Here is a 26756-nt window from a genome sequence, read left to right as displayed (position 1 = left end):
TTGAGTGCCCACGGTTGCGATTCGCAAACAAAAAAGGAGCCTTCGCGGCTCCTTTTAGTCATTCATCGACCGGCAACTATTGTTTGGCAATCGGGTCTACAAATGTAACGGCCATGTCCCATGGCTGCTCAATCCATGTGTCCTGAGCAATATCCACCACATAGTCATCAACCAGGTGCTTACCGGCAGGCTTGGCACAAACAGTGACAAATTTTGCCTTCGGGTACATGGCACGAATCATCTCGGCAGTGCCGCCAGTATCAACCAGATCATCAACGACAATGAAACCCTCACCATCACCTTCGGCCTGCTTCAACACTTTCATTTCACGCTGGTGATCGTGGTCGTAGCTCGAGATACATACCGTATCAACGTGACGGATGCCAAGCTCACGAGCCAAAATCGCTGAAGGAACCAAACCACCGCGGCTAACAGCAATGATACCTTTCCACTGATCAGCCGGAAGCAGTTTTTCTGCCAGCTGACGAGTGTACATTTGCATGTTGTCCCAGGTGATGATGAACTTATTACTCATATCCGATGAACCTCTGAATCAGCGATATTGTCGCTGGATATATTTATAAACTGTTATAAGAAGATAATTTTAGCAAGAAACAGGGCAGCAATAACCCATACGCTAATATTTACATCTCTTCCCTTGCCACTCATAACCTTAACAGCAGCATAAGTGATAAAGCCAAGGCCGATACCTTCAGCGATGGAGTATGTTAACGGCATTAACAGGCAAACGACAACCACAGGTGCCGCTTCTGTTAAGTCACGCCAATCTACGCTTACCAAACCTGACATCATCAGAATGGCTACATAGAACAACGCACCGGCAGTCGCATAGGCTGGAACCATACCTGCCAATGGCGAGAAGAACAACGCCAGGAAGAACAATACACCGACTGTCACTGCGGTCAACCCGGTACGGCCACCAACAGCCACCCCTGACACGCTCTCGACAAACGATGTCGTATTTGAGGTACCCAATACCGCGCCCACTGATGTCGCCGTACTGTCGGCCAGCAACGCGCGGTTCAGGCGCGGCAGCTTGCCGTCTTTGTCCATCAGCTCTGCTTTGGTCGCCACGCCTACCAAGGTACCTGCGGTATCGAACAGATCGACAAACAGGAATGCAAACACGACAGAAATCAGGCCAACTTCCAGTGCACCGCTAAAATCCATCTGCATAAAGGTCGGTGCAATGCTCGGTGGAGCCGATACAACGCCGCCATAGCTAATATCACCAAACAGCACGCCCAGGGCCGTTACCGAAAGAATGGCAATCAATACGGCAGCTTTATAACCACGGTGTACAAGCGCAATGGTCAGGAAAAAGCCCAGAGAAGCCATTACAGCCGGGAAGCTTGTCAGATCGCCGACATGAACCAGCGTCGCCGGGTTGTCGACCACAATGCCCGAGCTCTGTAGTGCAATGAACGCCAGGAACAAACCTATACCCGCCGAGATACCGGTCCGCAAAGACATTGGGATCGCATTGATGATCCACTCACGTACACGCAGCACACTCAGGGCAATAAAGCACAAGCCCGACAGGAATACCGCCGCCAGTGCAACCTGCCACGTGTGCCCCATGCCAAGAACTACGCCATAGGTAAAGAATGCATTCAAGCCCATTCCCGGAGCCTGAGCAACCGGATAGTTGGCGACAAAGCCCATAATGAAACAGCCGACCATTGCAGCCAGACAAGTAGCAACAAAGACAGCCCCCTGGTCCATCCCCGTGGTGGCCAGCATTGTCGGGTTTACAAAAATAATGTAAGCCATTGTCAGGAAGGTCGTCAGACCCGCCAACAGTTCGGTGCGAACATCCGTACCGTGCTCTGTCAGTTTGAATAGTTTCTCAAGCATTGCTCTCGGTTCCTTGGAGATAATATGCGCTAGGTTAAAGTTAAAATAGAAAACGTTTGCGTGGTCTATTTTTGGGGGGCGATTATATGTTGCTTGGCAAGCAATTTCCAGAAAATAACGCAACTATCAGTAGCACACGGGTCTAACCGAATAAAAAAACAACCCATCCGACACCTTAAAACACAAAAATCATTATGATTCATTGGTTTAACATTATTGTATCATGTTGATCTTTTAACCGTTTCAATTTTTTCACTGGCACGCAAACGATAATATGCATCAAGATAATGATGAATTTATTACCTAAGATGCAATGTAATCGAATACACCGCTATAACATTAAAAACTGCAAGGTTTGACGGCAAAAGATAAGGGATTTGATAGATAAAAAAACGCCACTCCAATAAGGAGTGGCGGAAGAATGTCTTGAATAGCCGAAAAGCGGATATTCCAAATTCTCAATAAAGGGGGGTGAACAATACTTGCTCGGGACACCATGCCTGAACCATTAGGGCTCAGACACAACATCATAAATTAATAGCCGAAAGAGCTCGGGTACTGGAAGTTACCAGTGAACACAGAACGGTTATTCCAAAAGTTTGCAATTGAATCGAATGCTTTCATCTTTATCACCTTAAATATTAAGTTATCAAAACACATAAAACGTTTAGTGCTCAGCCATCAGGGCTTTACTTAATCTCAGTTCCTTGGAGGCGATACCTCGGGCTCATCCTAGAGCGGTTTACTGTGTTATCTCGTCTTCACCAGAAGATGGATAAACTATACCCCTCGCGTAATAAACTTACAAGCATTTTCTTTAACTTCGTCACACTTTTTTATTTTATGTGCGTGACACCTCTTTTTTCTGTAATTTTATTACAGAATCGAACTGCACAATTTTAGCAATTCGCGACTAAAGTGTTACGGCCGAGTTCTTGATTTGTTATGCCACCGCAAAATACCCTAAGGGTTCTGGGGAAATAATAACGACAATAAAACAGGGACAGGTTATGGGCATCATACATAAGCTAAGAGCATTATCTATCAGCCGGCGACTTTATCTACTGGGGATCACCATCACGGTACTGTCCCTCATCCCTCTGCTTCTTTTCGCTTCCAATTACCAGTCAAGCATGCTGGAGCAGAAACGCCTTAAAACCCGCCACCTCGTCGAGTCTGCCCACAGTCTGTTTCACTATTATTACCAACAGGAACAACAAGGCGTGTTAAGTCGTGCCGATGCCCAACAGCAAGCCAAGCAGGCAATCGCCTCTCTCCGGTATGAAGAAAAAGACTATTTCTGGATCAACGACATGACACCTAACATGGTCATGCACCCCTTCAAGCCCGCATTGGACGGCAAGAACCTCTCAGGTTTTAAAGACCCGCACGGTAACCCGCTGTTTTTGAACATGGTCGCTGTGGTCAAGCAACAGGATGCCGGTTTTGTTGACTATTACTGGGAAAAACCTGGTTCAGAAGTCCCGGTAGAGAAAATTTCCTATGTCAAAGGATTCCAGCCATGGGGATGGGTTATCGGCTCGGGCATCTATGTCGACGACGTCCAGGCCCAGTTCTATGCCGAAATGAAACAGCTCGGGCTGATCCTGCTGGGCTCGTTATCCATCATGTTTGTGATGGCATGGTCGATTGGCCGCTCCATCACCGCTCCCTGTGAAGAGACTCTCTCGGCCATGCAGGATATTGCCGAAGGCGATGGCGACCTGACACTCCGCCTTCCCAGCCATGGTAATGACGAGCTTAGCCGCCTTGCCCGAGCCTACAACACCTTCGCCGGCAGGATCAGCATTATGCTGAAGGACATCTCCCCTGTCAGCGAACAAATCAGCTCTACTTCTACCCAACTCAATGCCGTCGCAACCCACACAGTCAACAGCGCAACAGAGTCGCATAAAGGCGTCGACAGCGTGACCGCCGCCATGCTTCAGCTTCATACCAGTAACCAGCAGGTATCGCAGTCGGCCCGCCAGGCCGCAGAGGCCGCCATGGATGCCCACCAGCAGAGCGAAACCAGTATTTCTGTTGTCTCAAACTCGTCTGCTGAGATGCATGCTCTGCTCAACCTGCTCGATAATACCGATACCAGTGCCCAGGCACTGGCCAGAGACTCGCAAACCATCGGCTCGGTGCTCGACGTGATCCGGGGCATTGCCGACCAGACTAACCTGCTGGCGCTCAATGCTGCTATCGAAGCTGCCCGCGCAGGCGAACAGGGCCGTGGCTTTGCCGTGGTTGCCGACGAGGTACGTACCCTGGCGACCCGCACCCAGGCCAGCACCAACGAAATCGAAGAAATCATTGATAGCCTTCAGGCCCGGGCCATAGAGGTCAGTGAAGCCCTGGTGCAAACCCGAGAGCAATCTGCCAGTACTGCCAGGCATGCCGATGACGTTGCCCGGACGCTGACCACCATCGGCGAGCAAATCACCACTATCCGTGAGCTCAACCAGCATATTGCCGACGCCAGCAGCCAGCAAACCCAGGCGGCCGAAGCGATCAATAGCAACCTTGCCCAACTGACGGAACACAGCCAAAAAACCGTTCAGCAAGGAGAGCAAATATCAGCCGCCAGTGAGCAACTTCTTGCGAGCGGTCACAATCTTAACGCCCATATTTCGCAATTTAAGATTTAACTGTCCACGTTTCAGACACAGTGGTATCCTTGAAGCAATCGCGATAGTTTATTCTGCTAGATAAAATAGCTCACTGGCTAATATTCAGCTAGTGAATCGCTCAAGCCCAATAGTTTATAAGGGAGACTGCTGTGTCTGAAATCAGTCAACTGTCACCGCAACCTGTGTGGCAATTCTTCGATCAAATCTGTTCAATTCCCCATCCTTCAAAGCATGAAGAGCTACTCGCTCAGCACATCATCAAATTTGCCGAAGGTGAAGGGCTAGCTGTACGTCGTGATGCGGTCGGTAACGTCTTTATCAAAAAGCCTGCTACTCCGGGCATGGAAGACCGTAAAGGTGTTGTTCTGCAAGCCCACATTGATATGGTGCCGCAGAAAAATGAAGACACTGAGCACGAATTCACAGAAGATCCGATTCTGCCTTACATTGACGGCGAATGGGTTACAGCCAAGGGCACGACCCTAGGTGCTGACAACGGCATGGGTATGGCCGCATGTCTGGCTGTGCTGGCTGCAAAAGATGTTGAGCACGGTCCGTTGGAAGTCCTGCTGACTATCGATGAAGAAGCCGGTATGACAGGTGCATTCGGCCTGGAAGAAGGTTGGCTGGAAGGCGACATCCTATTGAACACTGACTCTGAGCAAGAGGGTGAAGTGTACATGGGCTGTGCTGGCGGCGTCGACGGTTCAATCACGCTGGATATTGAGCGTGAGACAGTACCGGCTGAACATGCAGCAGTTAAACTGGTAATCAAAGGCCTGAAAGGCGGTCACTCTGGCTGTGACATTCACACCGGCCGTGGCAATGCCAACAAGCTGCTGGGTCGCTTCCTGTTTGCCCACGCTGAAGAGCTAGGCCTGCGTCTGACTAGCCTGACCGGCGGTAGCCTGCGTAATGCAATCCCACGTGAAGCCTTTGCCCTGGCAACACTACCGGCAGCCAACGTTGACAAGCTAAACGAGCTATTCACCCACTACCAGTCAATTCTGAGTGCTGAACTGGGCAAAGTCGAAACCGACATCAACCTGTTTGTAGAGCCTGCAGAACTGCCTGCTGACGTACTGACTGAAACAGCGCAGAAGCGTTTCTATGCGGTACTGAATGCCTGCCCGAACGGTGTACTTCGCATGAGTGATGACATCGAAGGAGTGGTTGAGACCTCGCTAAACGTTGGTGTTATTACCACCGACGCAGACAAAATCACTATTCTTTGCCTGATCCGCTCACTGATCGACTCTGGCCGCAGCAATGTGGAAGGCATGCTTAAGGCTGTTGCCGAGCTGGCCGGTGCACAGTGCGAGTTCTCTGGCGCCTACCCGGGCTGGAAGCCAGATGCAGACTCTGAAGTCATGCACCTGTTCCGCGAGACGTACAAGAACATCTACGGCAGAACACCGAATATCATGGTGATCCACGCCGGCCTTGAGTGCGGTCTGTTCAAAGAACCGTACCCGAACATGGATATGATCTCTTTCGGCCCAACCATCAAGTTCCCTCACTCGCCAGACGAGAAAGTGAACATTGAAACAGTAGGTCTGTTCTGGGAGCAGATGGTTGCTATCCTGAAGGCGATTCCTGTTAAGTAATTACGAAATCCGTTTAATAAAAGGCGAGTCTCTAGCAATAGAGGCTCGCTTTTTTATCACTAAAACCCCTCGAAGGAGAGCTGCTGTGCCCTGAGCCCTTGTTCGAGCCCGACACTAAGCCCTACCAGCCTGATCTCCCTATCCTTCTGGCGGGTCAACGCTTCGTTGAGCAGGCCGACAAACTGGGCCTTATCCAGCTTGGGCTGGCTGTGCTCCACTGTTGTCTGCTGAAAGTCGGCAAACTTGACCTTAATCCCCTGTTTGGCAATATTGAGTTCCGGCCGCACCTTCCTGAGACGTTTTTCCAGCTCGGGATACAGCGCCTCGACAACCTGCCAGCACTGCTCATAGCTGATGATATTCTTCGAGAAGGTCCGTTCGACACCTACCGACTTGCGTTCTCGCTCAACCACAATTTCACGATTATCGATCCCGTGCGCCCGTGACCACAGAGACTGACCAAATTTGCCGAACTGCTGCAGCAGCAAATGCCGATCATACTTCTGGACATCCCTGCCGATATACAGGCCCTTTTCATGCAACTTCTGAATGGTGACCTTGCCGACCCCCGGGATCTTCTCCAGCTTCAGATTGGCAACAAAATCGGGGATATCGTCAGGTGTCACCACGTACTGGCCATCGGGCTTGTTCAGATCCGATGCTATCTTGGCAATGAACTTAACAGGTGCGATGCCTGCTGACGCCGTCAGATCCAGCTCTTCCCGGATTGCCCGACGGATGTCCTGAGCAATCAGTGTCGCCGAACCATGCATCACTTCACACTCGGTGACATCCAGGTAGGCCTCATCCAGCGAAAGGGGCTCAATTTTATCGGTATAGCGTTGAAAGATAGCCCGGATTTGTTTTGATACCTCGCGATATACTCCCATACGCCCGGCAACAAGCGTCAGGTGCGGACACAGCTTCATCGCCTGGGCTGTCGGCATAGCTGATCTGACTCCATACTGGCGAGCCAGGTAGTTACAGGTACTCAGCACCCCACGCTGCTCCGAACGTCCCCCGATAGCTATCGGCTTGTTCTTCAGCTCCGGGTTATCACGCATTTCAACGGCGGCGAAAAAGCAATCCATATCAACATGGATAATTTTACGTTGCGTTATGTCAGTCGATGTGGTGTTTGGCTGCGGCATAGCTCTCTGGAATTACCGGCTGGAATCATGATATCTCACACAATGGTTAGATTTATTATACCACTGTTTTTTTATACAGTTGCTATTATCTACCCCCTAAGAACAGGGTTAGCCCTGCCACAGCACAAATATGCCTTTATGGTGTTGCCGTCCAGACGGCAATAATGCTATTACTCAATAAATAAAATCACAAGGATAGCTGTAACGCCCTGCACTATCGGGTAAAGGAATAATAATGTCGGTATATAAAATCCTTGTCGTAGAAGACAGCAGAGCCTTTCGAAATTACCTCAACGTCCAGCTAACACAGGCAGGTTTCGAGCCCGTATTTGCCGAAACTATTGCTCAGGCCAGACAAATTCTTTCGTTGCAGAAGGACTTTCTCTGTACTGTACTCGACTACTGCCTCCCGGATGGTCAGGACGGGGAAATCATTGCTCTCGTCTTGAGCCAGAACCTTAAGGTTATCGTGCTAACAGCGCAATTCAGCACACAGATCCGCGATACCGTTCTGTCCAAGGGAGTGATCGACTACCTGCTGAAAGATAGCCCGGCTTCAGTCGCTTACCTCATTCCGCTATTACAGCGACTTGAGGCAAACACCCAGCACAAGGCCATGGTGGTGGAAGACTCTGCCACCGTACGCCGCCATCTGGTCAACCTGCTAAGGCGACAAAACCTCGAGGTCATAGAGGCCTGCCACGGCCAGGAGGCTATTGCGCAACTGGAACAACACCCTGACATCAGCCTGATCATCACCGATCATGACATGCCTGAAAAAGACGGGATCACTATGGTTCGGGAAATCCGCCAGCAGTACAGCCGTAACCAACTTGCCATACTCGGCCTTTCAGGCAGTAACGACGATGCAATGACAGCCCTGTTTCTTAAAGCAGGCGCCAATGATTTCCTTAAAAAGCCATTTAATCAGGAAGAGCTCTACTGCCGCATTCACCATATCCTGAATATGAAGGATACCGCTGACAAACTGTATCGCATGGCCAACCAGGACTCACTGACCGGACTTTGGAACCGGCGTTACTTCTTCAATCACAGCTGCAGCCAAGACCGTTGCGAATTTCGCAATATTGCCATGGTGGATATCGACTTTTTCAAAAAGGTCAATGATACATACGGCCATGATGCCGGAGATGAAGTGCTGATCCAGGTCAGTCAGCAACTGCAGCAGCTTTTTCCCGATGACATTGTCGCGCGCTTTGGCGGCGAAGAATTCTGCATTCTGAGCTGCGGAGACTTTGAGCTGTTCACCAGCCGGCTGGAGGCGTTACGGCAGTCCATCGATGGCTTGGATATTATCTATCAGAACTCAACGCTTAATGTCACAATCAGCATTGGCACCGTAAGTGGTAACCAGTCCCTTAGCGATCTGCTCAAGGCAGCCGATGACTACCTTTACCGGGCTAAGCAAAGTGGCAGGAACCAAATACAGGTTGCCCAGAGTATTTAGTTTACCGTCTGCCTGCCATAAAAAAGCCTGAGCATGCTCAGGCTTTTTCTATTGGCTCGGGTGGATAGGTATCAGATGATCTGATTTTTCTTCCATTCGGCATGTCTTGCTTCACGTGCTTCACGCTTTTTACGGGCATCACACGGTTCCGGGCAATCACACTCTTTGGCAATACCGATACCGTCAAGACCGCCGCAGCTACCGCTCACCGTTTTACGCTGGAAAATGTATCCCACTGCCATCGCAACGATAACCAGCAAAAACACGGCAAAGGTGGTTAAATATACGACCATAATAATTCTCTACTTCATCTGCAAATAAGGGGCAAAGGCATCAGATGTGAATTCTTTATAACCCTGCTCGGTTTTAACAACCAGCAACACCGGCAAATTCTCTCGCTGTGCCAGTTCCAGTGACTTTTCTTCTCCCATCACAGAAAACGCTGTTGCCAGTGCATCAGCTGTCATACTTGACGGGTGCAAAACAGTTACCGACACAACACGGTTAGTGATCGGCTTGCACGTCTTCGGATCGATCAGGTGTGAATAACGCACGCCGTCTTCCTCGAAGTAATTGCGATAATCACCCGATGTTGCCACAGCCATGTCACCCGGTTCAATGATTTCCTGTACCGCTCGGCTACCGTCATCAGTCGGTTTCTCGATAGCAATACGCCAAGGTTTGCCCTTAACATTATTGCCCTGCATAGTGAGCTCACCGCCGATTTCAACCATGTAATCAACAACATTCAGCTCATCGAAGTAGCCAGCAACAACGTCCACCCCAAAGCCTTTGGCAATCGAAGACAGGTCGACATACAGCTCAGGAATTTTTTTCGTCAGTGTATTGCCATCGACCGACAAATGTCCGATACCGACTATTTCTCGGCGTGCAGCCAGCTCTTCATCCGTCGGCGTTTTTTCCGGACGCGCTTCCGGCCCGAAACTCCACAGATTAACCACCGGACCAACAGTCACATCAAGCGCACCATCCGTCAACTTGGCCAGACGAATAGCCTCAGCAATAACCATGGCGGTATCAGCAGACACTTCAAACGGCTGGTTGCTCTGATGCTGATTGAACCGGCTAAGCTCAGAGTGCTTGCGGTAAGTCGACATTTGATCGTTGACCAGCTCGAGACGGCGATCGATCTCTGCCTGTATGACGCTACTATCTGGCAGCCCCTCTTGCTTGATCAGTTTGATTGAGTAATAGGTTCCCATCGTCGATCCATTTAAGTGGATCAATTCACGCTGATCACTGCATGCCGACAGGGTGACAGCAAAGACAAACAACATTATTGCCTTGCGTAGAAACATCTTCATTCAACAACTCTCGATTTCAACGGGTCACTTTTTATTAGGGTCATCGCTCCACCGGACTGGCGCAGCCGTTGTTATGACCACAATAAAAAACGTTTTCTATACTGTTTACGAAAAAAGGCTGACCCAAACCGGATCAGCCAATTTCTTCTAGCGGTGTAGCCTATTAGCCACCGAAGTCATCCAGCAGGATGTTTTCGTCTTCGACACCAAGATCTTTCAGCATGCCGATAACGGCGGCATTCATCATTGGTGGACCACACATGTAGTATTCACAATCTTCAGGCGCTTCGTGATCTTTCAGGTAGTTCTCGTAGATCACGTTGTGGATGAAGCCTGTGTAACCGTCCCAGTTATCTTCCGGAAGTGGATCTGACAGGGCAACATGCCACTCGAAGTTCTCGTTGTCCGCTGCCAGCGTATCGAAATCTTCTACGTAGAACATTTCACGCTTAGAACGGGCACCGTACCAGTATGTCATCTTACGCTTGGATTGCAGGCGCAGAAGCTGGTCGAAGATGTGAGAACGCATTGGTGCCATACCCGCACCACCACCGATGAATACCATCTCGTTGTCAGTCTCTTTGGCGAAGAACTCACCGAACGGACCAGAAATAGTACACTTGTCGCCAGCTTTCAGTGACCAGATGTATGAGGACATCACACCCGGTGGCACGTCAGGGTTGTTTGGCGGCGGCGTTGCAATACGTACGTTAAGCTTAATCAGGCCTTTCTCTTCTGGGTATGACGCCATTGAGTAAGCACGGATTGATGGCTCTTTAACGATTGACTCGTAGCGGAACAGGTTGAACTTGTCCCAATCTTCACGGTATTCCTCAGGAATATCGAAGTCAGCGTATTTAATGTGATGCGGTTCAGCTTCAATCTGAATATAACCACCAGCACGGAAAGGTACTTCCTCGCCTTCTGGGATCTGCAGCACAAGCTCTTTGATGAAGGTCGCTTCGTTGTCGTTAGAAAGAACAGTACATTCCCACTTCTTAACACCGAAGATCTCTTCTGGCAGCTCGATATCCATGTCGGTTTTCACGTTAACCTGACAAGCAAGACGCTCGCCTTCACGTGCTTCACCTTTAGTGATGTGGTCAAGCTCGGTCGGCAGAATGTCACCGCCACCCGATTTCACTTTCACACGACACTGGCCACATGAGCCACCGCCACCACATGCAGATGATACAAAGATACCATTTGCAGAAAGAGCGCTAAGTAGTTTGTCACCGGCAGCCGTTTGAATTGCTTTTTCCGGATCACCATTTACTGAGATAGTAATGTCACCTGATGGTACCAGCTTAGATTTAGCGAATAGGATCACTAATACTAGAGCCAGGATAATCAGGGTGAACATAACTACGCCAAGAATAATATCCATTGATTATTCCTTATTTCCTGATTACAGCTGAACACCGGAGAAGGACATGAAGCCCAACGCCATTAGACCAACGGTGATGAATGTAATACCCAGGCCACGCAGACCAGGAGGTACGTCAGAGTACTTCATCTTCTCGCGGATACCCGCAAGAGCTACGATTGCCAGCAACCAACCGATACCGGAGCCAACACCGTAAACCACAGATTCAGCGAAGTTGTAATCACGCTGTACCATGAAAGATACGCCACCGAAGATGGCACAGTTAACTGTGATCAGCGGCAGGAAAATACCCAGTGCGTTGTATAGCGGCGGGAAGAAGCGGTCCAGAACCATTTCCAGGATCTGTACCAGTGCCGCGATAACACCGATAAAGGTAATAAAGTTCAGGAAGCTCAGGTCAACGCCTGAAACAATCGCACCGTCTTTCAACAGCAGGTTGTAAATCAGGTTGTTCGCAGGTACGGCGATAGCCAGTACAACGGTAACCGCAACACCCAGGCCGAAAGAAGTTTTAACCTTCTTGGAAACGGCCAGGAATGTACACATACCCAGGAAGAACGAAAGTGCCAGGTTCTCGATAAAGATCGAACGAACTAAAAGGCTTAGATAATGTTCCATGGTCCCCTTACTCCTTCGCTTCTACTTGTTCTGGACGGAAAATACGAATAGCCCAGATCATGAAACCGATCAGGAAGAACGCTGATGGTGCAAGCAGCATCATACCGTTTGGCTGGTACCAGCCACCTTCAGAGATCAGCGGTAGAACCTGAACACCGAATAGTTTGCCCGAACCCAGTAGTTCACGGAAGAAACCAACAGTGATAAGTACGAAACCGTAACCCAGGCCGTTACCAATACCGTCGATAAGAGATGGCAGCGGCGCAGACTTCATCGCATACGCTTCTGCACGACCCATGACGATACAGTTAGTAATGATCAGACCAACGAATACAGACAGCTGCTTGGAGATGTCGTAAACAAAGGCTTTCAGTACCTGGTCAACCACGATTACCAGTGAAGCGATGATTGCCATCTGGGCAATGATACGCACACTGTTAGGAATGTGGTTACGGATCAGTGATACGAAAAAGTTAGAAAACGCCGTAACGAAAATTACCGCTAGCGTCATAACAAACGCTGTTTCTAGTTTGGTTGTTACTGCCAGAGCAGAACAAACACCAAGAACCTGAAGCGCGATTGGGTTGTTGTCAACAACCGGCGCTAACAGAATCTTTTTCATTTCTTTAGCATCAGCCATTGTTTAGGCCTCCCTCACGAACCTTAGTCAGGAATGGACCAAAGCCCATGTCACCCAGCCAGAAGTCGAAGGTGTTCTGTACACCATTACCTGTCAAGGTTGCACCAGACAGACCATCTACACCGTATAGATCGCCGGCAGGAGCGCCACCTTTGACAACACGAATTGCTGGCTTGTTGTTCTCATCAAACAGCTTCTTGCCAACAAACTGAGCACGCCAGCTCGGGTTTTCTACTTCACCACCCAGCCCAGGAGTTTCTCCCTGCTCGTAGTAAGTAATACCCGATACGGTGTTGCCGTCTGTCTCGACTGCAACAAACGCGTACATCATTGACCACAGGCCGTTACCGTGAACAGGCAGGATCAGTTTTTCAGTGTTGTCGCTTGCATCTTTAACCAGGTAAATCGTGGCAATATTCGCGCGGCGAATGATTTTTGCCTTGTCCTGATCACCAGACAGCTTGATAGACTGGCTAGGATCTTTAGCCGCGGCACGCTGCTTGTATTCTGCAGGTGCTACGCCAGCTTCAGATTGCTCAACAAACTCACCGGTTTCAAGGTTAACCAGTTTTGGTTCAATGAACTGATGGTAAGCTTCGGTTACGTTAGTGCCTTCCTCAAGCAGGCCTGCAACTGAAAGGATATTGCGCTGAACATCCAGTACGGCATTTTTCTGCTGAAGCGGACGCAGGCTAACGGCTGCGGTTGATACCACGATAGAGCACACTAAGCTCAATGCGATAACAACAATCAGCGTTTTCTTAATGCTATCGTTATTACTTGACATGACGAGCTAGTCTCCGTTTGATGTTGCCCTGAACCACTAGGTTGTCAAATAGAGGTGCGAATAGGTTAGCGAATAGAATCGCCAGCATCATACCCTCTGGGTACGCCGGGTTAACTACACGTACCAGCACCGCCATAACACCGATTAGTGCGCCGTACCACCACTTACCTTTGTTGGTAAATGCTGCAGACACAGGATCGGTTGCCATGAACATCATACCGAATGCAAAGCCACCCAGAACCAGGTGCCAGTGCCAAGGCATGCTGAACATTGCATTAGTGTCAGAACCAATGATGTTGAACAGAGTAGCCGTCGCAATCATACCAATCATGGTACCTGCGATGATGCGCCATGAAGCGATGCCCATGAACACGATCATTGCACCACCTAGGATGATAGCAAGCGTCGACACTTCACCGATTGAACCCGGGATGTTACCGATAAACGCATCCATCCAGCTGATTGCTTCGCCAGTCACGGTGTTGATCACACCAGCCTGGCCGCCGTTAGCCCACTGGCTCAGTGCAGTTGCACCCGAGAAGCCATCTGCCGCAGTCCAAACCAGATCACCAGAGATCTGAGCCGGGTAGGCGAAGAATAGGAAGGCACGGCCTGCAAGCGCAGGGTTCAGGAAGTTACGGCCTGTACCACCAAAGATTTCTTTCGCCACAACAACACCAAAGGTAATACCCAGTGCTGCCTGCCAAAGTGGTAGTGTTGGCGGAACGATAAGTGCGAACAGGATAGAAGTAACAAAGAAGCCTTCGTTAACTTCGTGCTTGCGCACCATACAGAAAAGCACTTCCCAGAAACCACCTACGGCAAAAACAACCGCGTAGATAGGCAGGAAGAATGTCGTACCCAGTAGCATTTTGCTACCCCAGCCAGCGTCTGCCGACAAGGTGCCACCCAGCATTTCTGTCAGCCAGTAGTGCCAGTCACCTGCGATAATCGCAGCCAGCTGCTCACCGGCGTACATGTGGTTGAGTGCAACAACAGCCTGGTGACCGGTGTTGTACATCCCCCAGAACATGGCTGGGAAAACGGCAAACCACACCATGATCATGATGCGTTTCAGATCAATGCTATCACGCACGTGCGAGCCAGAACGCGTCACCTGACCCGGCGTATACATAAGAGTGGCAAACGCTTCGTAAAGCGCAAACCATCTCTCGTGCTTGCCACCCGGCTCAAAGTGGTGCTCGACCTGCTCGAGTAAATTCTTGAGGCTCATGAATTACCCTTCCTTCTCAATTGTATCCAGGCACTCACGTAGAAGTGGGCCGAACTCATACTTACCTGGGCATACGAATGTACATAGAGCCAGATCTTCTTCGTCAAGCTCTAGTGCACCTAGCTGCTGTGCACTGTCAACATCACCTGCACACAGGTCACGAAGTAGCAATGTCGGTTCAATATCAAGCGGCATTACTCGCTCGTAGTTACCGATTGGCACCATTGAACGCTCACTACCATTCGTCGACGTTGTCATATTGAACAACTGGCCAGGGAAAAACTGGCTAAGGAACGAGCGAGTCACAGAGAACTTGTTCTTACCTGGTGCAATCCAGCCAAGAAGCTCTTTCTCGCGACCTTCACGAAGTGCAGTTACCTGTAGGTGGTAACGGCCAAGGTAGGCATGAGCACCAATCGCATGCAGACCATTAAGAACTGAGCCTGAAAGCACACGCAACTCACCTGGCATTAGCTCAGAGTCGGTGATCTGTTCGACAGACGCACCAATTTGAGTACGGACCAGACGAGGGCTGTTTACAACAGGACCGGCAAGAGAAACAACGCGATCAGTGTATAGCTCACCAGTCAGGAACAGCTTACCGAATGCAATCACATCCTGATAGTTGATGTGCCATGCCACGTTCTCCAGGTTTGCACCAAATAGCGTGTGGATATGAGTACCCACAAGGCCAGCAGGGTGTGGACCGTTGAAAACATGCTCTTCGATATTGGCTTCATTCGAACGAGGCAGGCTAGCACCAGATTTACAAACCATCACCTTGTCGCTAGTCAGACGAGACAGAAGCGTCAGACCGGCTACAAAAGCATCGCTTTGTTCATTGATGATAACTTCCGGGTTGGCAGCCAGAGGATTGGTATCAATAGCGGTAACAAAGATAGCCTGAGTTTCCGCATCTACCGCTGGAACCTTGCTGAAAGGGCGTGTACGCAGAGCCGTCCACATACCTGACTCAACAAGCTGCTCGACAACTTTGCTGCGCTCTAGCTGAGCCAGCTGAGCTGCATCGTAGCGGTTGAATGTTACTTGCTCGTCGCCTTCTACATCGATCACTACAGACTGTAGAACACGCTTCGCACCACGGTTAATTTCTGCAACCTTGCCGCTGGCCGGTGCAGTGAACTTAACGCCTGGGTTCTTCTTGTCTTCAAAAAGAACCTGGCCTTTTTTCACTACATCCCCTACGCGGGTATGCATTGTAGGACGCATACCAACATATTCTTCGCCAAGCAAGGCGACTCGTGTGATGGTCTTACCATCATTTATCGCCTGGGCAGGAGTCCCTGAAATTGGGATATCCAGACCCTTTTTTATTGTAATCATACGCACTTGCACTACATTAACGGGAAAAAGAATTTTCTATTGCGCAATTAAGACACGACTTTCCTTCGTCCGAAGCCGGTTTGAAACCACACCGACACCGCAACATCCTATTAACTTACTTGTCACATAATTTGTGCCGAGTAATTTTGAGGCCGCGATTCTAGCATTAATCCACGTGTTTTTACTATGCCAAACCACGCTAAACGAGGTGAAAATCCATGAACATTTCAAACGCAATAGGGGTATTCGGTTATAAGTTTGAGCCAACGCACAAATGTGAGAAGTAAGCTGATTTATCAAAACATTCTCACTTGAAATACGTCGTTAACAAAAAATCAATGCCGATGAAACAGTCACAATAATGGGGCAACAAAGCCCCATTTGAGTTGTTTGTTTTTTGTCATATTTTGTTAATCAATATTCACATCAGCATTATCTGACACCCGACCATATTGACGGATATCCGTAAGAAACTGGCTATATGACGAATAGATCCGCCCAACGTCCGGATCACTGGCACTCTTTTCATTCATCAATTGCCGTGTCAACGATTTCAGCTCAGCCAGTACCTCTTCGGGAAACAGCCTGATCTCAACGCCGTGCTCATTGACCAGCACATCCAGCGCCTGCACGTTCTTCACCATATACTCATCAAGCATATCTTGATTGATGGCGCGCGCAGCCACTACAACAATCTGTTTTAAATCATCCGGTAAGGCTTGATATGCATTTTTATTAACCAAGAACTCCAGTGTCGTACTCGGCTCTTGCCACCCCGGATAATAGTAGTACCTAGCAGCATTATGTAAACCAAATGCTAGATCATTATAGGGACCAACCCATTCGGTAGCATCTATCGCACCGGTCTCAAGCGCCGTAAACAACTCGCCGCCGGGCAAGCTTACCGGGATACCACCCGCCCGTTTCAGCACATCCGCGGCAAACCCGGGCAGGCGCATCTTCAATCCTTTAAGATCAGCGAGGGTGTTGATTTCTTTATTAAACCAACCTCCCATCTGAGCTCCGGTATTCCCTCCGGCCATAGGAATAACACCATAGGGCTCATAAAGTTCCTGCCAAAGCTCAAGACCGCCGCCATAGTGCAGCCAGGCATTCATCTCCTGAGCCGTCATACCAAAAGGAGTCGCAGAAAAAAAAGATGCCGCGGGAATTTTTTCCTGCCAGTAGAAGGCTGCTGAATGCCCCATCTGGGCAGTTCCTTTTGACACCGCATTGAACACCTCGAAACTGGGAACCAGTTCACCGGCACCGTAAACCTTTATGACCAGACGACCATCACTGAGCGCATTGACCTTGTCGGCAAACCGCTCTGGAGCCAACCCCAGGCCCGGGAAACCTTTTGGCCACGAGGTAACCAGTTTCCATTCCACGGTCTTGACCTGTTGGTTTTTTTTGTCGCTGCCCTGCTCGCCACAAGCAACCAACCCCATAGCAAGCACTAATCCGATTACGATCTTACGACTACGTTGTATCATTGAATTCCCTTCTACTATCTGAACGGCCGCTGCAAAAGTCACAGAGGTTCAAGTTCTTAACAGTATAGTCAGCTCACCATCGCTGACAGCTTCCTATCTCGGCAAGCACCGAGAGGCAGGCTCCGCATGTCCTATGAAGGTAAATGCAATAATACGCGAATATTCAAGATAATGATGCCTGCAGATTCAAAGTTTATGACTAAAAAAACCGCAGCAAAGTGCGGTTTATCAATCAGTTCGGCGCTAATCAGGTCACTCAGTCACCCAGTTTTGACCCGCCTCCGCAAGCCGGTGACGCAGGCGCGCCGTCAACCAGGCTCTGCCATTCACTCTCGGTGTAGGTGTGTATGGCCAGTGCATGGATACTGTTGGCCAATTCTTCGGCAAGCGCCGTATTGATCGCGCGGTGACGACCAAGCAGGCGAACACCGTCAAACTGCTTGCTCACGACAACCACTTTAAAATGGCTTTCCGATCCTGGCGGGACATTGTGCATATTGCTCTCGTTAACCACTTCAAGATGTAAAGGCTCAAAAGCTTGCTGCAGTTTTTCTTCTATACGTTCCTGGATCATTACTCTCACCTTTATCGCCATGCAATAGCCACTAAACCGCCACGAAACAACTAGCCGCTTTTACTTTAATATCCGCCAGTCAGGTAACTGACCGTAATTAATCAGCCCCAAAAGCCGGGTTTTAGTTTGCAGCGCAGGCATGTTCTGCGAAAATGGACAACTCAATTAACTGTAAACATACCCTAAAGTAACCGGTAATGAAACCAGAGCTAACCCTGCACGAGCGTACGCTGACACTCAAGCGCTACCCTGTACGAAAAAACGAAACCCTGCAAGCATGGGATGCCGCGGATGAATATCTCATCAACCATACCCAGGAGATGACCCTGGATCCTCAGCGACCAATTCTCATCATGAATGACAGTTTCGGGGCGCTAAGCTGCTGGTTCACTCAAAAAGGCCGCGTAACCAGCGTCACCGACTCGTTTATCGCCCGGCAAGGCTGCCTCGCCAACCTCAATGCCAACCAGCTACCGCATGTCAATATTGTCGACTGCCTGGCCGAGCTACCGGATAACCCGCAGTTGGTGTTAATTAAGCTGCCAAAAAACAATCGCCTGCTTACCTGGCAGCTGCAGCAGCTTTGTAACCTGTTACCAGAAGACTGTACTGTCATCGGTGCCGCAAAGGCCAAGGACATCCATACCTCGACGCTGAAGCTGTTTGAAAAACACCTGGGTGAAACCAAAACATCCCTGGCGGTTAAAAAAGCCCGCCTGATTTTCTGCCAGCCTAACCTGGTGCTGGCGAAGCCGCTTCCGGTCCCACAGCAATGGGAAGTTCCTGAGCATGAGCTGACAATCACCAACCATGCCAATGTCTTCTCTAGCGACAGCCTGGATATCGGTGCCCGCCTGCTGCTGGAACATATCCCGCAGAACGACAACTATCGCGACATTATCGATTTAGGTTGCGGCAACGGTGTTATCGGCCTTAAAGCCGCTCGGCTGAATCCCCAAGCATCCGTCACCTGTGTCGACGAAAGCTATATGGCTGTCGCCTCATGCCAGGCCAACGCCAAGCTTAACCTGCACACGCCGGATCAGCTGACAGCCAAAGTGGCCAACTGCCTGGATGGGCTTGAACACGACAGTGCCGATCTCATTCTGTGCAACCCACCGTTCCACCAGCAAACCGCCATCACCGATCATATTGCCTGGCAAATGTTTTGTGACTCAAAGCAAGTTCTCAGAGCAAAAGGCCAGTTAATTGTCATTGGTAACCGCCACCTGGGCTACGATGGGAAACTCAGACGCTTATTTGGTAATGTGTCGGTCGTCGCCCAGAATAATAAGTTTGTGGTTTACCGTTCAGGAAAATAACCCAATGTTTTACTATTGAGCCGTTGTCTGCTCACAACAGCTTTTGTTAAGGATAGAAATAAATATGAAGAAGCTCTTTGTTGCCGCCACTGTCTTGGCACTTACTGCCTGTACGGCACCATCTGAACCACAGCTAACCATTGCGCCGACGCCAGTTGTTAGTACCCAGGCTAACGCTCAGGGTAAGTCTCTGAGTCTGGAAAGCCGCGACCTGAGAACGGCTCAGTTCATAGCCGTTGTCGATAGTGGCCGCCAGAACGTTCAGCCTCTGCACGCGACACAAAACTTACGCGTCACGCTAGAACAAGCCCTGTCCCGCCAGCTGAGATCACAAGGTTACGCCATTACGCAAGATAGTCAGGGAACCATGCGTTTGGATATCCTTGAGGCAATGATCAACGTCAAGCACAGCATGATGAGCCACGAGCTTAACAGCAAACTTCAGCTTCAGCTGGTTATCGAGTCCCCGACCGGCAAGTTCGTCAAGCGCTACTCCGGCAAGTCCGAGCGTAACGGTGCGATGAGCGCGTCAATGGGAGATATGGAAGAAGCAATGAACAGCCTGATCACGGCAGTATTAAAAGACATCCATTCAGACCCTGAACTGAACAACTACATGCAGGAGAACCTGTAATGCGTCGCTACCTTGTCGCTCTGCTACTGAGCTTTGCGTTGCCTGTCAGTGCCACGCAGGTACTGATGACGACGAACCTCGGCGAACTCACCATTCAGCTGGATGAGAAAAAGGCCCCGCTCTCGAGTCAGAACTTTCTGCGCTACGTCGAAGACGGTAGCTACGTCGGTACCATTTTTCACCGCGTGATCCCGGGCTTTATGGCCCAGGGCGGTGGCTTTGACAAAGATTTACAGCGCCGGCCAACTTATCCACCAATCAAGAACGAGTCAACCAACGGTCTGAGCAATGCCCGTGCAACCATTGCAATGGCACGCACTCAAGATCCTGACTCGGCAACTCGCCAGTTCTATATCAACTATCAGAACAACTCGTTTTTGGACGCTCAGGGCAGCCGTCCTGGTTATGCCGTATTTGGAAAAGTTGTGAAGGGCTTCTCAGTTATTGAAAAAATGGCTGAAATTCCTACTACAACTATCCGATCTATGGGTATGAAAGATGTCCCGCAGCAGCCTATAGTTATTAAAGCTATTACTATTATCAAAGAGTAGGCTAACGTCACCTGGCCGTTAGCCTACGACCAGGTGACTGCTATGCTAACACTGATCTCATCCCGGCCAGATGTATCTTCTGAATTGGTCAATCAGCATATCGCTGACTACGCCCCCGCCTTGGCACTAAGCGCCTTAGGTACACTGAGTGGCGACGTCAGCTACGACTCCATGAGTAAAACCTGTTCTGAACATCTGCGTGATTGGTGGAAGCTCTCGGTCGCATCGGGAACGCCAGCCGACAGTTATGAATCGGCTTATTGGTACCTGCTCCATCTGCTTGAATCACTCGAAGAACACGAGCTACTCGGCAATAACTTTATTCAGTTTAAAGTCACAACCACAGCCCAGTTTTTGCTCGGTCTAGGCGAACACCAGAAAAAAATGCAAGGAATTAGGCCGTAAAAAGGAACAGAATTCCGCAGAACCCCACCCTAGCCCTCCCCTTCAAAAAGGGAGGGAACAAGAACCAACTCTTCCCGCCTCTCCCTGACTCTGGGATTTCACCCCACAATTTTTTACTGTCATTTTACTGAAGTTCCCAGTAGCTTAGATTTATAATCGAGGAAAAGCGGCAACATTGCGATGATTTAGGGGAAGTAATGGAACAACCTATCAAGGAAAACAAACTAGGCTGGCGCGTCTATTTCGAAAAGAAAGTACTGATCATGCTGGCACTAGGGTTTTCTTCCGGCCTGCCTCTGTTGCTGGTATTCGGCACCTTGTCATTCTGGCTCCGGGAAGCAGAAGTTAGTCGAACCGATATCGGCTTTTTTAGCTGGGTCGCTTTGGCCTATGGCTTTAAGTGGATCTGGTCTCCCCTGATTGACCGTTTTCCCGTTCCTGTACTCTCACGGCTATTAGGCCGTCGCCGCGGCTGGATGGTCTTTTCCCAGCTCTTAATCATCGCCTCGCTATGCGGTATGGCCTTTAGTAACCCGCAGGTCGATTTGGTACAGTTGGCTGTATTTGCCGTCATTGTTGCCTTTTCATCGGCCTCTCAGGATATCGTCATAGATGCCTACCGTATCGAATTGGCCACGGAACGGCTCCAGGCTGCCCTTGCTGCTGCCTATATGACGGGCTACCGGTTGGCGATGATCATGGCCGGAGCAGGAGCCCTGGCCTTTGCCGCCTGGCTTGGCTCCGACACCGGCTATGATGCCAACGGCTGGAAGCAGGCCTACTTCATCATGGCATCGCTCATGCTTGTCGGCTTGATCACGGCACTTTGTATCCACGAGCCCAACATCGACAGCTCGGAAATTGACAATGTAGAGCGAGAATTCCGCCATCAACTCACAAACAACGGTATGATGCCGCAGCTGGCCAGGATCGTCGCCTGGTTCTATACCGCTGCAGTCATGCCGTTCAAGGACTTCTTCTCCCGTTATGGCCGTGACGCCCTGCTTATTCTGGTACTGATTGGCTGCTACCGGATTTCAGATGTTGTGATGGGGGTGATGGCCAATGCCTTCTATGTCGATATGGGCTTTACCAAAACGGAAGTCGCTTCGGTATCTAAGGTATACGGGGTGATCATGACCTTGCTCGGAGCAGGACTCGGTGGAATTTTAGTCAGCAAGTTCAAAACATTACGTATTCTTGCACTGGGTGCAGTACTTTCTGCCGGTACCAATATCCTGTTTATGGTATTTACCTATATGGGGAACAGCCTGCCTATGCTGACGCTGGTGATATCGGTTGATAACCTGAGTGCGGGTATCGCTACCGCAGCCTTCATTACCTATATGTCGAGTCTGACCAATATCGCCTTTTCAGCAACGCAATATGCATTATTTAGCTCAATTATGCTTTTATTCCCTAAGTTTATTGCTGGGTTTTCAGGCCTTTATGTCGACACTTTCGGATATAACATTTTCTTCCTTACAACTGCACTGATCGGCCTGCCCGTTTTAGTGCTGATCTATGCCGTAGACAAGACCTCAAGCTCCTCCTCGCAGACCAGTTCAGAGGCTGGTTAGGCAACCAATCTCACAGCATCATTAAACAATCGCACTAACCGGAAGTATTCTGTTGATGAAGGATACTTCCGCCCTTCATTCATCTCACTTTTCCACGCCGATAACCCCCTCAAAACTGCGGTTAGATAAGCGCTTTCTCATTTAGTTCAGAAAAATTTCATTGAAAGCACTAAAAATAACGATCGAGATCACCATTACCTTGCTTTGTAATCGATTACAGAGGATCGCGATCACGTTTGGGAAAGGATTGCGCAATCGTTACATTCACAAGAGTGACATAAAGCAATAGAATCACCGCCATAAATACGGACAACGTATAAATAAGTCCGAAAGATAAAACACAATTAGCGAGGCTTCACCATGCGTAAATCACTAGTAGCACTTAGCGTTCTAGCTGCAACAGCTCTACCTGCCGCAGTTAATGCTGCAGACTATTCTGACGATATCCACAAAAACGACTACAGCTGGTCTCAGTTCAACCTAATGTACGCTTTTGATGAGAAAGGTGCAGGTAAAGAGTCATCTCACGACTACCTGGAAATGGAATTCGGCGGCCGCTCTGGCATCTTTGACTTGTACGGCTACGTTGATGTATTCAACCTGACCAGCGACAAAGATAGCGACAAGCATAACCAAGAAAAAATCTTCATGAAGTTTGCCCCTCGTGTATCTCTGGATGCAGTAACTGGCAAAGACCTGTCTTTCGGTCCTGTTCAGGAACTTTACCTTGCTACGCTTATTGAGTGGGGTGGCAACTCTGGTGTAAACAACCAGAAAGTTGGTCTGGGTTCTGATGTAATGGTTCCATGGCTAGGTAAAATCGGCCTGAACTTGATGGCTTCTTACCGCGGTAACGACCATGAATGGAACGGCTACCACCTAGCCACTAACTGGTTCAAACCATTCCACTTCTTCGATAACGGCAGCTTCCTGTCTTACCAGGGTTACATCGATTTCGAATTCGGTCTAGACGATGACGCAGCTCACCAGTCAAGCACAGGTGCAGCAATGTTCAACGGTCTATACTGGCACTCTGATCGCTACGCAGTGGGTTACGGCCTGAAACTATACAACAACGTATACGGTTTCGAAGATGGCGAAACTCTACCATGGGGACCAGTTGCTGACTCTTCAGGTGTTGGTCACTACATCTCTGTTACCTACAAGTTCTAAGTTAATTTGTACTTAGCTAGATGAAAGGCGCCTTTGGCGCCTTTTTGTTATTTGCCACGAATATATCTCGAAAGTAAGATTGAAATTACTTACGAGACATCCCCGCTTTCTAGTTCATTTTCTTCCATATTTTTCCCGACTTTTTTCCCAACAACTGAGAAATACGACTTAGCAATAAGACAGAAGCACAGCGCTGAGAATATGCGCTAGCCTTTGCTGTATGAGCGCGAAGTATATTTTTACTCCTACAACACGCTCACGACATACTTCTTGTCATGCCTTTCAAGACTGTGGCAATACCTAGAAAAGCAAACTGACGAGAAGAACAACAAGCAATGGCAAATGGTTAGCGGGAAGTCATCATGTATAAAACTCTGGCAGCTCTTAGTATCAGTTCCGCCCTCGCCCTTTCCGGTGCGAGCTTTGCCGTCGACTATTCCGACGACATCAGAAAAAATGACTATAAGTGGTTCACTTTTAACCTGATGCAAAGTATCAACAACCGCATCCCTTTCGGGTTCCAGGATGATACCTACTTCGAGATGGAGTTTGGCGGCCGTTCCGGTTGGCTGGATCTCTACGGGTATCTGGATGTCTTCGATGTGCTTAACTCCAGCAACTCGGACCGAAACAAACCTGAAGGCAGCGATGACTTTGCAGATAACTTCTTCTTCAAGTTTGCACCAAGAGCCTCATTAGATGCACTAACTGGCAAAGATCTTTCCTTCGGGCCAGTTCAGGAACTCTATATATCGACAGTAACCAATGTGGGTGATAATGCCCTGTTCGAGCACTATATAGGGATAGGGTCGGATGTTGAGGTTCCCTGGTTCGGGAAAATAGGGCTCAATACCTATGCCCGCTATGTCCGCGAAAACTTCGGGGCAGACAACGAAAGTGAGTGGGATGGATACATGATTTCCACCAACTGGTTCAAGCCTTGGTATACCCTCAGCAGCGGCGATTTCATCACCTATCAGGGGTACCTGGATTATAAATTCGGTGCCTCGAAGATATCAGATGATGTCAACCGGACAACAACAGCGGTTGAATGGTTCAACGGTATTTACTATCACACCCCGCAGTGGGCTTTTGGCTATGGTGCTAAGTACTACCACAATATGGCACTGTTCAAAGACGGCGGTTTTGCCGGCGATACCACAGGCTGGGGTCACTACTTCTCGATCAACTACAAATTCTGACCCTATGAATCCTACTCTTTTCTGACTTTCAGTGGCGCATCCATAGCAATATGAATGCGCCTTCTTTTACCTGTTCTCCCTCTCCAGCAGAAAATGCTATCCTGCTTTTCTCGTATAGCTCTCAGTATAAGTAACGTTAAAATACTGGCGCCAATTGAAATAAACTCAAAAAGGAAGGTTCAGGTGAAATTAACCGTTGTCGGTGCCGGTGCCGTCGGCCGTTTATGGGGATGCAAACTATCACTGCAGCATGAGGTTCATTTCTGGACCCGAGATAGCGCCCCGAGTTTGACAGTAGAGCTAAACCCGTTAGCACCCAATGAAAAATCAACGTCCTGCAGCTTTCCAGCCAATCACCCCGCCCTGCTAACCCAGGCTGACAGCATTCTTGTTACCGTTAAAGCCTTCCAGGTTGAACAGGCTCTCGAGGACATTCGCCGTCACCTAAAGCCGGAAACCCCGGTCATTATTATGCACAACGGGATGGGAACTCAGGACATAGCCCGTAAACTGTTACCGGAGACCCCGTTACTCTACGCCACAACAGCGCAGGCAGCCTTTCGCCCCGACGAGCAGCAGGTCAGTCATACCGGCATCGGGCAAACCTGGCTAGGTGCCCTGAACACGACAGGCAAAGAACACAAAGCGCTGGCCGATGAACTGAACTATGCCCTGCCCCCCTGCCAGTGGCATGATGATATCGCCTACCCGCTGTGGCAAAAACTGGCTATCAACTGTGCCATCAACCCACTGACAGCGATTCACCAGTGCCGTAACGGTGAACTGGCCAATCAGAACTACAGCCAGCAGCTCACAGATATCTGCCACGAAGTCGCCCAGGTTATGACCGCTGAGGGCTATCCAATAAACAGCGATGAGCTGAAGCAACTGGCCGACAAGGTGATTAAGGCCACCAGCCAGAACTTTTCTTCTATGAATCAAGATATTTGCCAGCATAGACCCACTGAAATCGACTATATTACTGGCTATCTGATTGCCCGGGCTAAAGCGCACCGGATCACCGTTCCGGTCAATTCCCGGCTATGGCAACAAATTAAACAACTGGAGCAACACTATAATGACCAATGACGCTCAGCAACGTCCGATCAAAGTGGCGGTCTGCATCGCCCCTGGCACCGAAGAAATGGAAGCGATCAACACTATCGATATCCTGATCCGCGCTGGCTTTGAGGTCACCACAGCCAGCGCAGCCTCTGACGGTGCATTAATCGTCGAGGGCTCACGCGGGATCAAGCTGGTGGCTGATGTCGCGCTGGTGTCGATTGCCGACGACCCTTTTGACTGTGTCGTCCTGCCCGGCGGCCTTGGCGGTGCAGAGTGCTTCCGCGACAGTCCGTTACTGGTCGAGTTCGTCAACCAGCATAAATATGACGGCAAACTGGTGGCAGCGATTTGTGCCTCGCCGGCCGTAGTGCTTGAACACCATCAAATGTATCCGAAGGCTATTATGACGGCGCACCCGGCCTTCATGGAGCAGATCCCTGAAGATCGCCGCCGTACCAAGCGTGTCGTCTTTGATGTCAACGGCAACCTGCTGACCAGCCAGGGGCCGGGCACCTCGCAGGAGTTCGCCCTGGAAATTGTCGTCCGTCTGGCAGGCAAGGAGAAGGCAGCAGAAGTAGCCAAGCCAATGGTGGTATGGCCGAACATGCACTACGACGTGCTGCCAAGGGCATAAGCTGTTTCAACTCCCCTGACCCTACCCTTAAAGAATGCTCCTCCC

General features: G+C 49.6%; 26 protein-coding genes. 12 read left to right on the top strand and 14 right to left on the bottom strand.

All coding sequences use genetic code 11. From position 1 onward, the window contains the following. Nucleotides 1-76 precede the first annotated feature (76 nt). The 3 genes from gpt to vcdP form a co-directional block, all read right to left on the bottom strand. Nucleotides 77-535, bottom strand: coding sequence for a xanthine phosphoribosyltransferase (gene gpt / locus L4D19_RS12410; RefSeq protein WP_075763786.1), 459 nt, complete (start codon nucleotides 533-535; stop codon nucleotides 77-79). A gap of 53 nt (nucleotides 536-588) precedes the next feature. Then, nucleotides 589-1878: an NCS2 family permease gene (locus tag L4D19_RS12405; RefSeq protein WP_075763784.1), complete on the bottom strand. Its 1290-nt coding sequence runs from the start codon at nucleotides 1876-1878 to the stop codon at nucleotides 589-591. Nucleotides 1879-2412: 534 nt separating this feature from the next. Beyond that, on the bottom strand, nucleotides 2413-2502 hold the full coding sequence (vcdP, locus tag L4D19_RS30445; protein ID WP_483875137.1) for a small protein VcdP: 90 nt from the start codon (nucleotides 2500-2502) through the stop codon (nucleotides 2413-2415). A gap of 386 nt (nucleotides 2503-2888) precedes the next feature. Here vcdP and L4D19_RS12400 point away from each other — a divergent pair, with 386 nt between their 5' ends. Further along, nucleotides 2889-4532 (top strand): methyl-accepting chemotaxis protein, encoded by a 1644-nt coding sequence (locus L4D19_RS12400; RefSeq protein ID WP_428452730.1) that lies wholly within the window; start codon nucleotides 2889-2891, stop codon nucleotides 4530-4532. 131 nt (nucleotides 4533-4663) lie between these two features. Further along, on the top strand, nucleotides 4664-6121 hold the full coding sequence (locus L4D19_RS12395) for an aminoacyl-histidine dipeptidase (RefSeq protein ID WP_428452729.1): 1458 nt from the start codon (nucleotides 4664-4666) through the stop codon (nucleotides 6119-6121). A 59-nt stretch (nucleotides 6122-6180) separates the two neighbouring features. On the opposite strand, the gene dinB is transcribed toward L4D19_RS12395, so the two are convergent. Beyond that, a complete protein-coding gene (gene dinB, locus L4D19_RS12390) occupies nucleotides 6181-7272 on the bottom strand; it encodes a DNA polymerase IV (RefSeq protein WP_428452728.1) in 1092 nt (363 codons plus the stop codon). 235 nt (nucleotides 7273-7507) lie between these two features. On the opposite strand from dinB, the gene L4D19_RS12385 reads away from it, so the two are divergent. Further along, entirely contained in the window at nucleotides 7508-8740 is a 1233-nt protein-coding gene (locus L4D19_RS12385) for a diguanylate cyclase (protein ID WP_428452727.1), read from the top strand. A 71-nt stretch (nucleotides 8741-8811) separates the two neighbouring features. Here L4D19_RS12385 and nqrM read toward each other — a convergent pair whose 3' ends face one another. The 10 genes from nqrM to bolA form a co-directional block, all read right to left on the bottom strand. After that, nucleotides 8812-9033, bottom strand: coding sequence for a (Na+)-NQR maturation NqrM (nqrM, locus tag L4D19_RS12380; protein WP_075763764.1), 222 nt, complete (start codon nucleotides 9031-9033; stop codon nucleotides 8812-8814). A gap of 9 nt (nucleotides 9034-9042) precedes the next feature. After that, nucleotides 9043-10065: an FAD:protein FMN transferase gene (locus L4D19_RS12375; protein ID WP_428452726.1), complete on the bottom strand. Its 1023-nt coding sequence runs from the start codon at nucleotides 10063-10065 to the stop codon at nucleotides 9043-9045. 163 nt (nucleotides 10066-10228) lie between these two features. Continuing rightward, nucleotides 10229-11452 (bottom strand): NADH:ubiquinone reductase (Na(+)-transporting) subunit F, encoded by a 1224-nt coding sequence (gene nqrF / locus L4D19_RS12370; RefSeq protein WP_428452725.1) that lies wholly within the window; start codon nucleotides 11450-11452, stop codon nucleotides 10229-10231. A gap of 21 nt (nucleotides 11453-11473) precedes the next feature. Then, nucleotides 11474-12070, bottom strand: a complete 597-nt coding sequence (gene nqrE, locus L4D19_RS12365; RefSeq protein ID WP_075763758.1) for an NADH:ubiquinone reductase (Na(+)-transporting) subunit E — start codon at nucleotides 12068-12070, stop codon at nucleotides 11474-11476. A 7-nt stretch (nucleotides 12071-12077) separates the two neighbouring features. Further along, the gene (locus tag L4D19_RS12360; RefSeq protein WP_075763756.1) at nucleotides 12078-12710 is read right to left on the bottom strand and encodes an NADH:ubiquinone reductase (Na(+)-transporting) subunit D; all 633 of its coding nucleotides are present in this window, start codon (nucleotides 12708-12710) and stop codon (nucleotides 12078-12080) included. Further along, on the bottom strand, nucleotides 12703-13497 hold the full coding sequence (locus L4D19_RS12355; RefSeq protein ID WP_428452724.1) for a Na(+)-translocating NADH-quinone reductase subunit C: 795 nt from the start codon (nucleotides 13495-13497) through the stop codon (nucleotides 12703-12705). Before L4D19_RS12355 ends, L4D19_RS12360 begins: the two co-directional genes overlap by 8 nt. Then, complete coding sequence (locus tag L4D19_RS12350) at nucleotides 13487-14731, bottom strand: NADH:ubiquinone reductase (Na(+)-transporting) subunit B (protein WP_428452723.1); 1245 nt, start codon at nucleotides 14729-14731, stop codon at nucleotides 13487-13489. Before L4D19_RS12350 ends, L4D19_RS12355 begins: the two co-directional genes overlap by 11 nt. Nucleotides 14732-14734: 3 nt before the next feature. Next, nucleotides 14735-16075, bottom strand: coding sequence for a Na(+)-translocating NADH-quinone reductase subunit A (locus L4D19_RS12345; RefSeq protein ID WP_428452722.1), 1341 nt, complete (start codon nucleotides 16073-16075; stop codon nucleotides 14735-14737). A 410-nt stretch (nucleotides 16076-16485) separates the two neighbouring features. Continuing rightward, nucleotides 16486-17571 carry a TRAP transporter substrate-binding protein gene (locus L4D19_RS12340; protein WP_428452721.1) on the bottom strand — a complete coding sequence of 362 codons (1086 nt, stop codon included), beginning with the start codon at nucleotides 17569-17571 and terminating at the stop codon, nucleotides 16486-16488. Nucleotides 17572-17827: 256 nt separating this feature from the next. Further along, on the bottom strand, nucleotides 17828-18145 hold the full coding sequence (gene bolA / locus L4D19_RS12335; protein ID WP_160654543.1) for a transcriptional regulator BolA: 318 nt from the start codon (nucleotides 18143-18145) through the stop codon (nucleotides 17828-17830). Nucleotides 18146-18342: 197 nt separating this feature from the next. Here bolA and L4D19_RS12330 point away from each other — a divergent pair, with 197 nt between their 5' ends. The 9 genes from L4D19_RS12330 to yajL all read left to right on the top strand — a co-directional run bounded on the left by L4D19_RS12330 (nucleotide 18343) and on the right by yajL (nucleotide 26711). Then, complete coding sequence (locus L4D19_RS12330) at nucleotides 18343-19467, top strand: methyltransferase (protein ID WP_428452720.1); 1125 nt, start codon at nucleotides 18343-18345, stop codon at nucleotides 19465-19467. A gap of 64 nt (nucleotides 19468-19531) precedes the next feature. Further along, nucleotides 19532-20101: a YajG family lipoprotein gene (locus tag L4D19_RS12325; RefSeq protein ID WP_075763742.1), complete on the top strand. Its 570-nt coding sequence runs from the start codon at nucleotides 19532-19534 to the stop codon at nucleotides 20099-20101. Continuing rightward, complete coding sequence (locus L4D19_RS12320; protein WP_075763740.1) at nucleotides 20101-20652, top strand: peptidylprolyl isomerase; 552 nt, start codon at nucleotides 20101-20103, stop codon at nucleotides 20650-20652. Before L4D19_RS12325 ends, L4D19_RS12320 begins: the two co-directional genes overlap by 1 nt. 42 nt (nucleotides 20653-20694) lie before the next feature. After that, nucleotides 20695-21057 carry a hypothetical protein gene (locus L4D19_RS12315; RefSeq protein ID WP_075763738.1) on the top strand — a complete coding sequence of 121 codons (363 nt, stop codon included), beginning with the start codon at nucleotides 20695-20697 and terminating at the stop codon, nucleotides 21055-21057. Nucleotides 21058-21254: 197 nt separating this feature from the next. After that, nucleotides 21255-22637 carry an AmpG family muropeptide MFS transporter gene (locus L4D19_RS12310; RefSeq protein ID WP_428452719.1) on the top strand — a complete coding sequence of 461 codons (1383 nt, stop codon included), beginning with the start codon at nucleotides 21255-21257 and terminating at the stop codon, nucleotides 22635-22637. A gap of 360 nt (nucleotides 22638-22997) precedes the next feature. Continuing rightward, nucleotides 22998-23810 carry a nucleoside-specific channel-forming Tsx family protein gene (locus L4D19_RS12305; RefSeq protein ID WP_428452718.1) on the top strand — a complete coding sequence of 271 codons (813 nt, stop codon included), beginning with the start codon at nucleotides 22998-23000 and terminating at the stop codon, nucleotides 23808-23810. A gap of 362 nt (nucleotides 23811-24172) precedes the next feature. Next, nucleotides 24173-25012: a nucleoside-specific channel-forming Tsx family protein gene (locus L4D19_RS12300; RefSeq protein WP_428452717.1), complete on the top strand. Its 840-nt coding sequence runs from the start codon at nucleotides 24173-24175 to the stop codon at nucleotides 25010-25012. A 183-nt stretch (nucleotides 25013-25195) separates the two neighbouring features. After that, the gene (gene panE, locus L4D19_RS12295; RefSeq protein WP_428452716.1) at nucleotides 25196-26101 is read left to right on the top strand and encodes a 2-dehydropantoate 2-reductase; all 906 of its coding nucleotides are present in this window, start codon (nucleotides 25196-25198) and stop codon (nucleotides 26099-26101) included. Continuing rightward, complete coding sequence (yajL, locus tag L4D19_RS12290; RefSeq protein ID WP_428452715.1) at nucleotides 26091-26711, top strand: protein deglycase YajL; 621 nt, start codon at nucleotides 26091-26093, stop codon at nucleotides 26709-26711. The genes panE and yajL overlap by 11 nt, the downstream gene beginning before the upstream one ends. Nucleotides 26712-26756: the final 45 nt, after the last annotated feature.

It is taken from the genome of Photobacterium kasasachensis, assembly GCF_050336885.1.
Classification (GTDB): domain Bacteria; phylum Pseudomonadota; class Gammaproteobacteria; order Enterobacterales; family Vibrionaceae; genus Photobacterium; species Photobacterium kasasachensis.
This window is presented reverse-complemented; position numbering and strand designations above follow the sequence as displayed.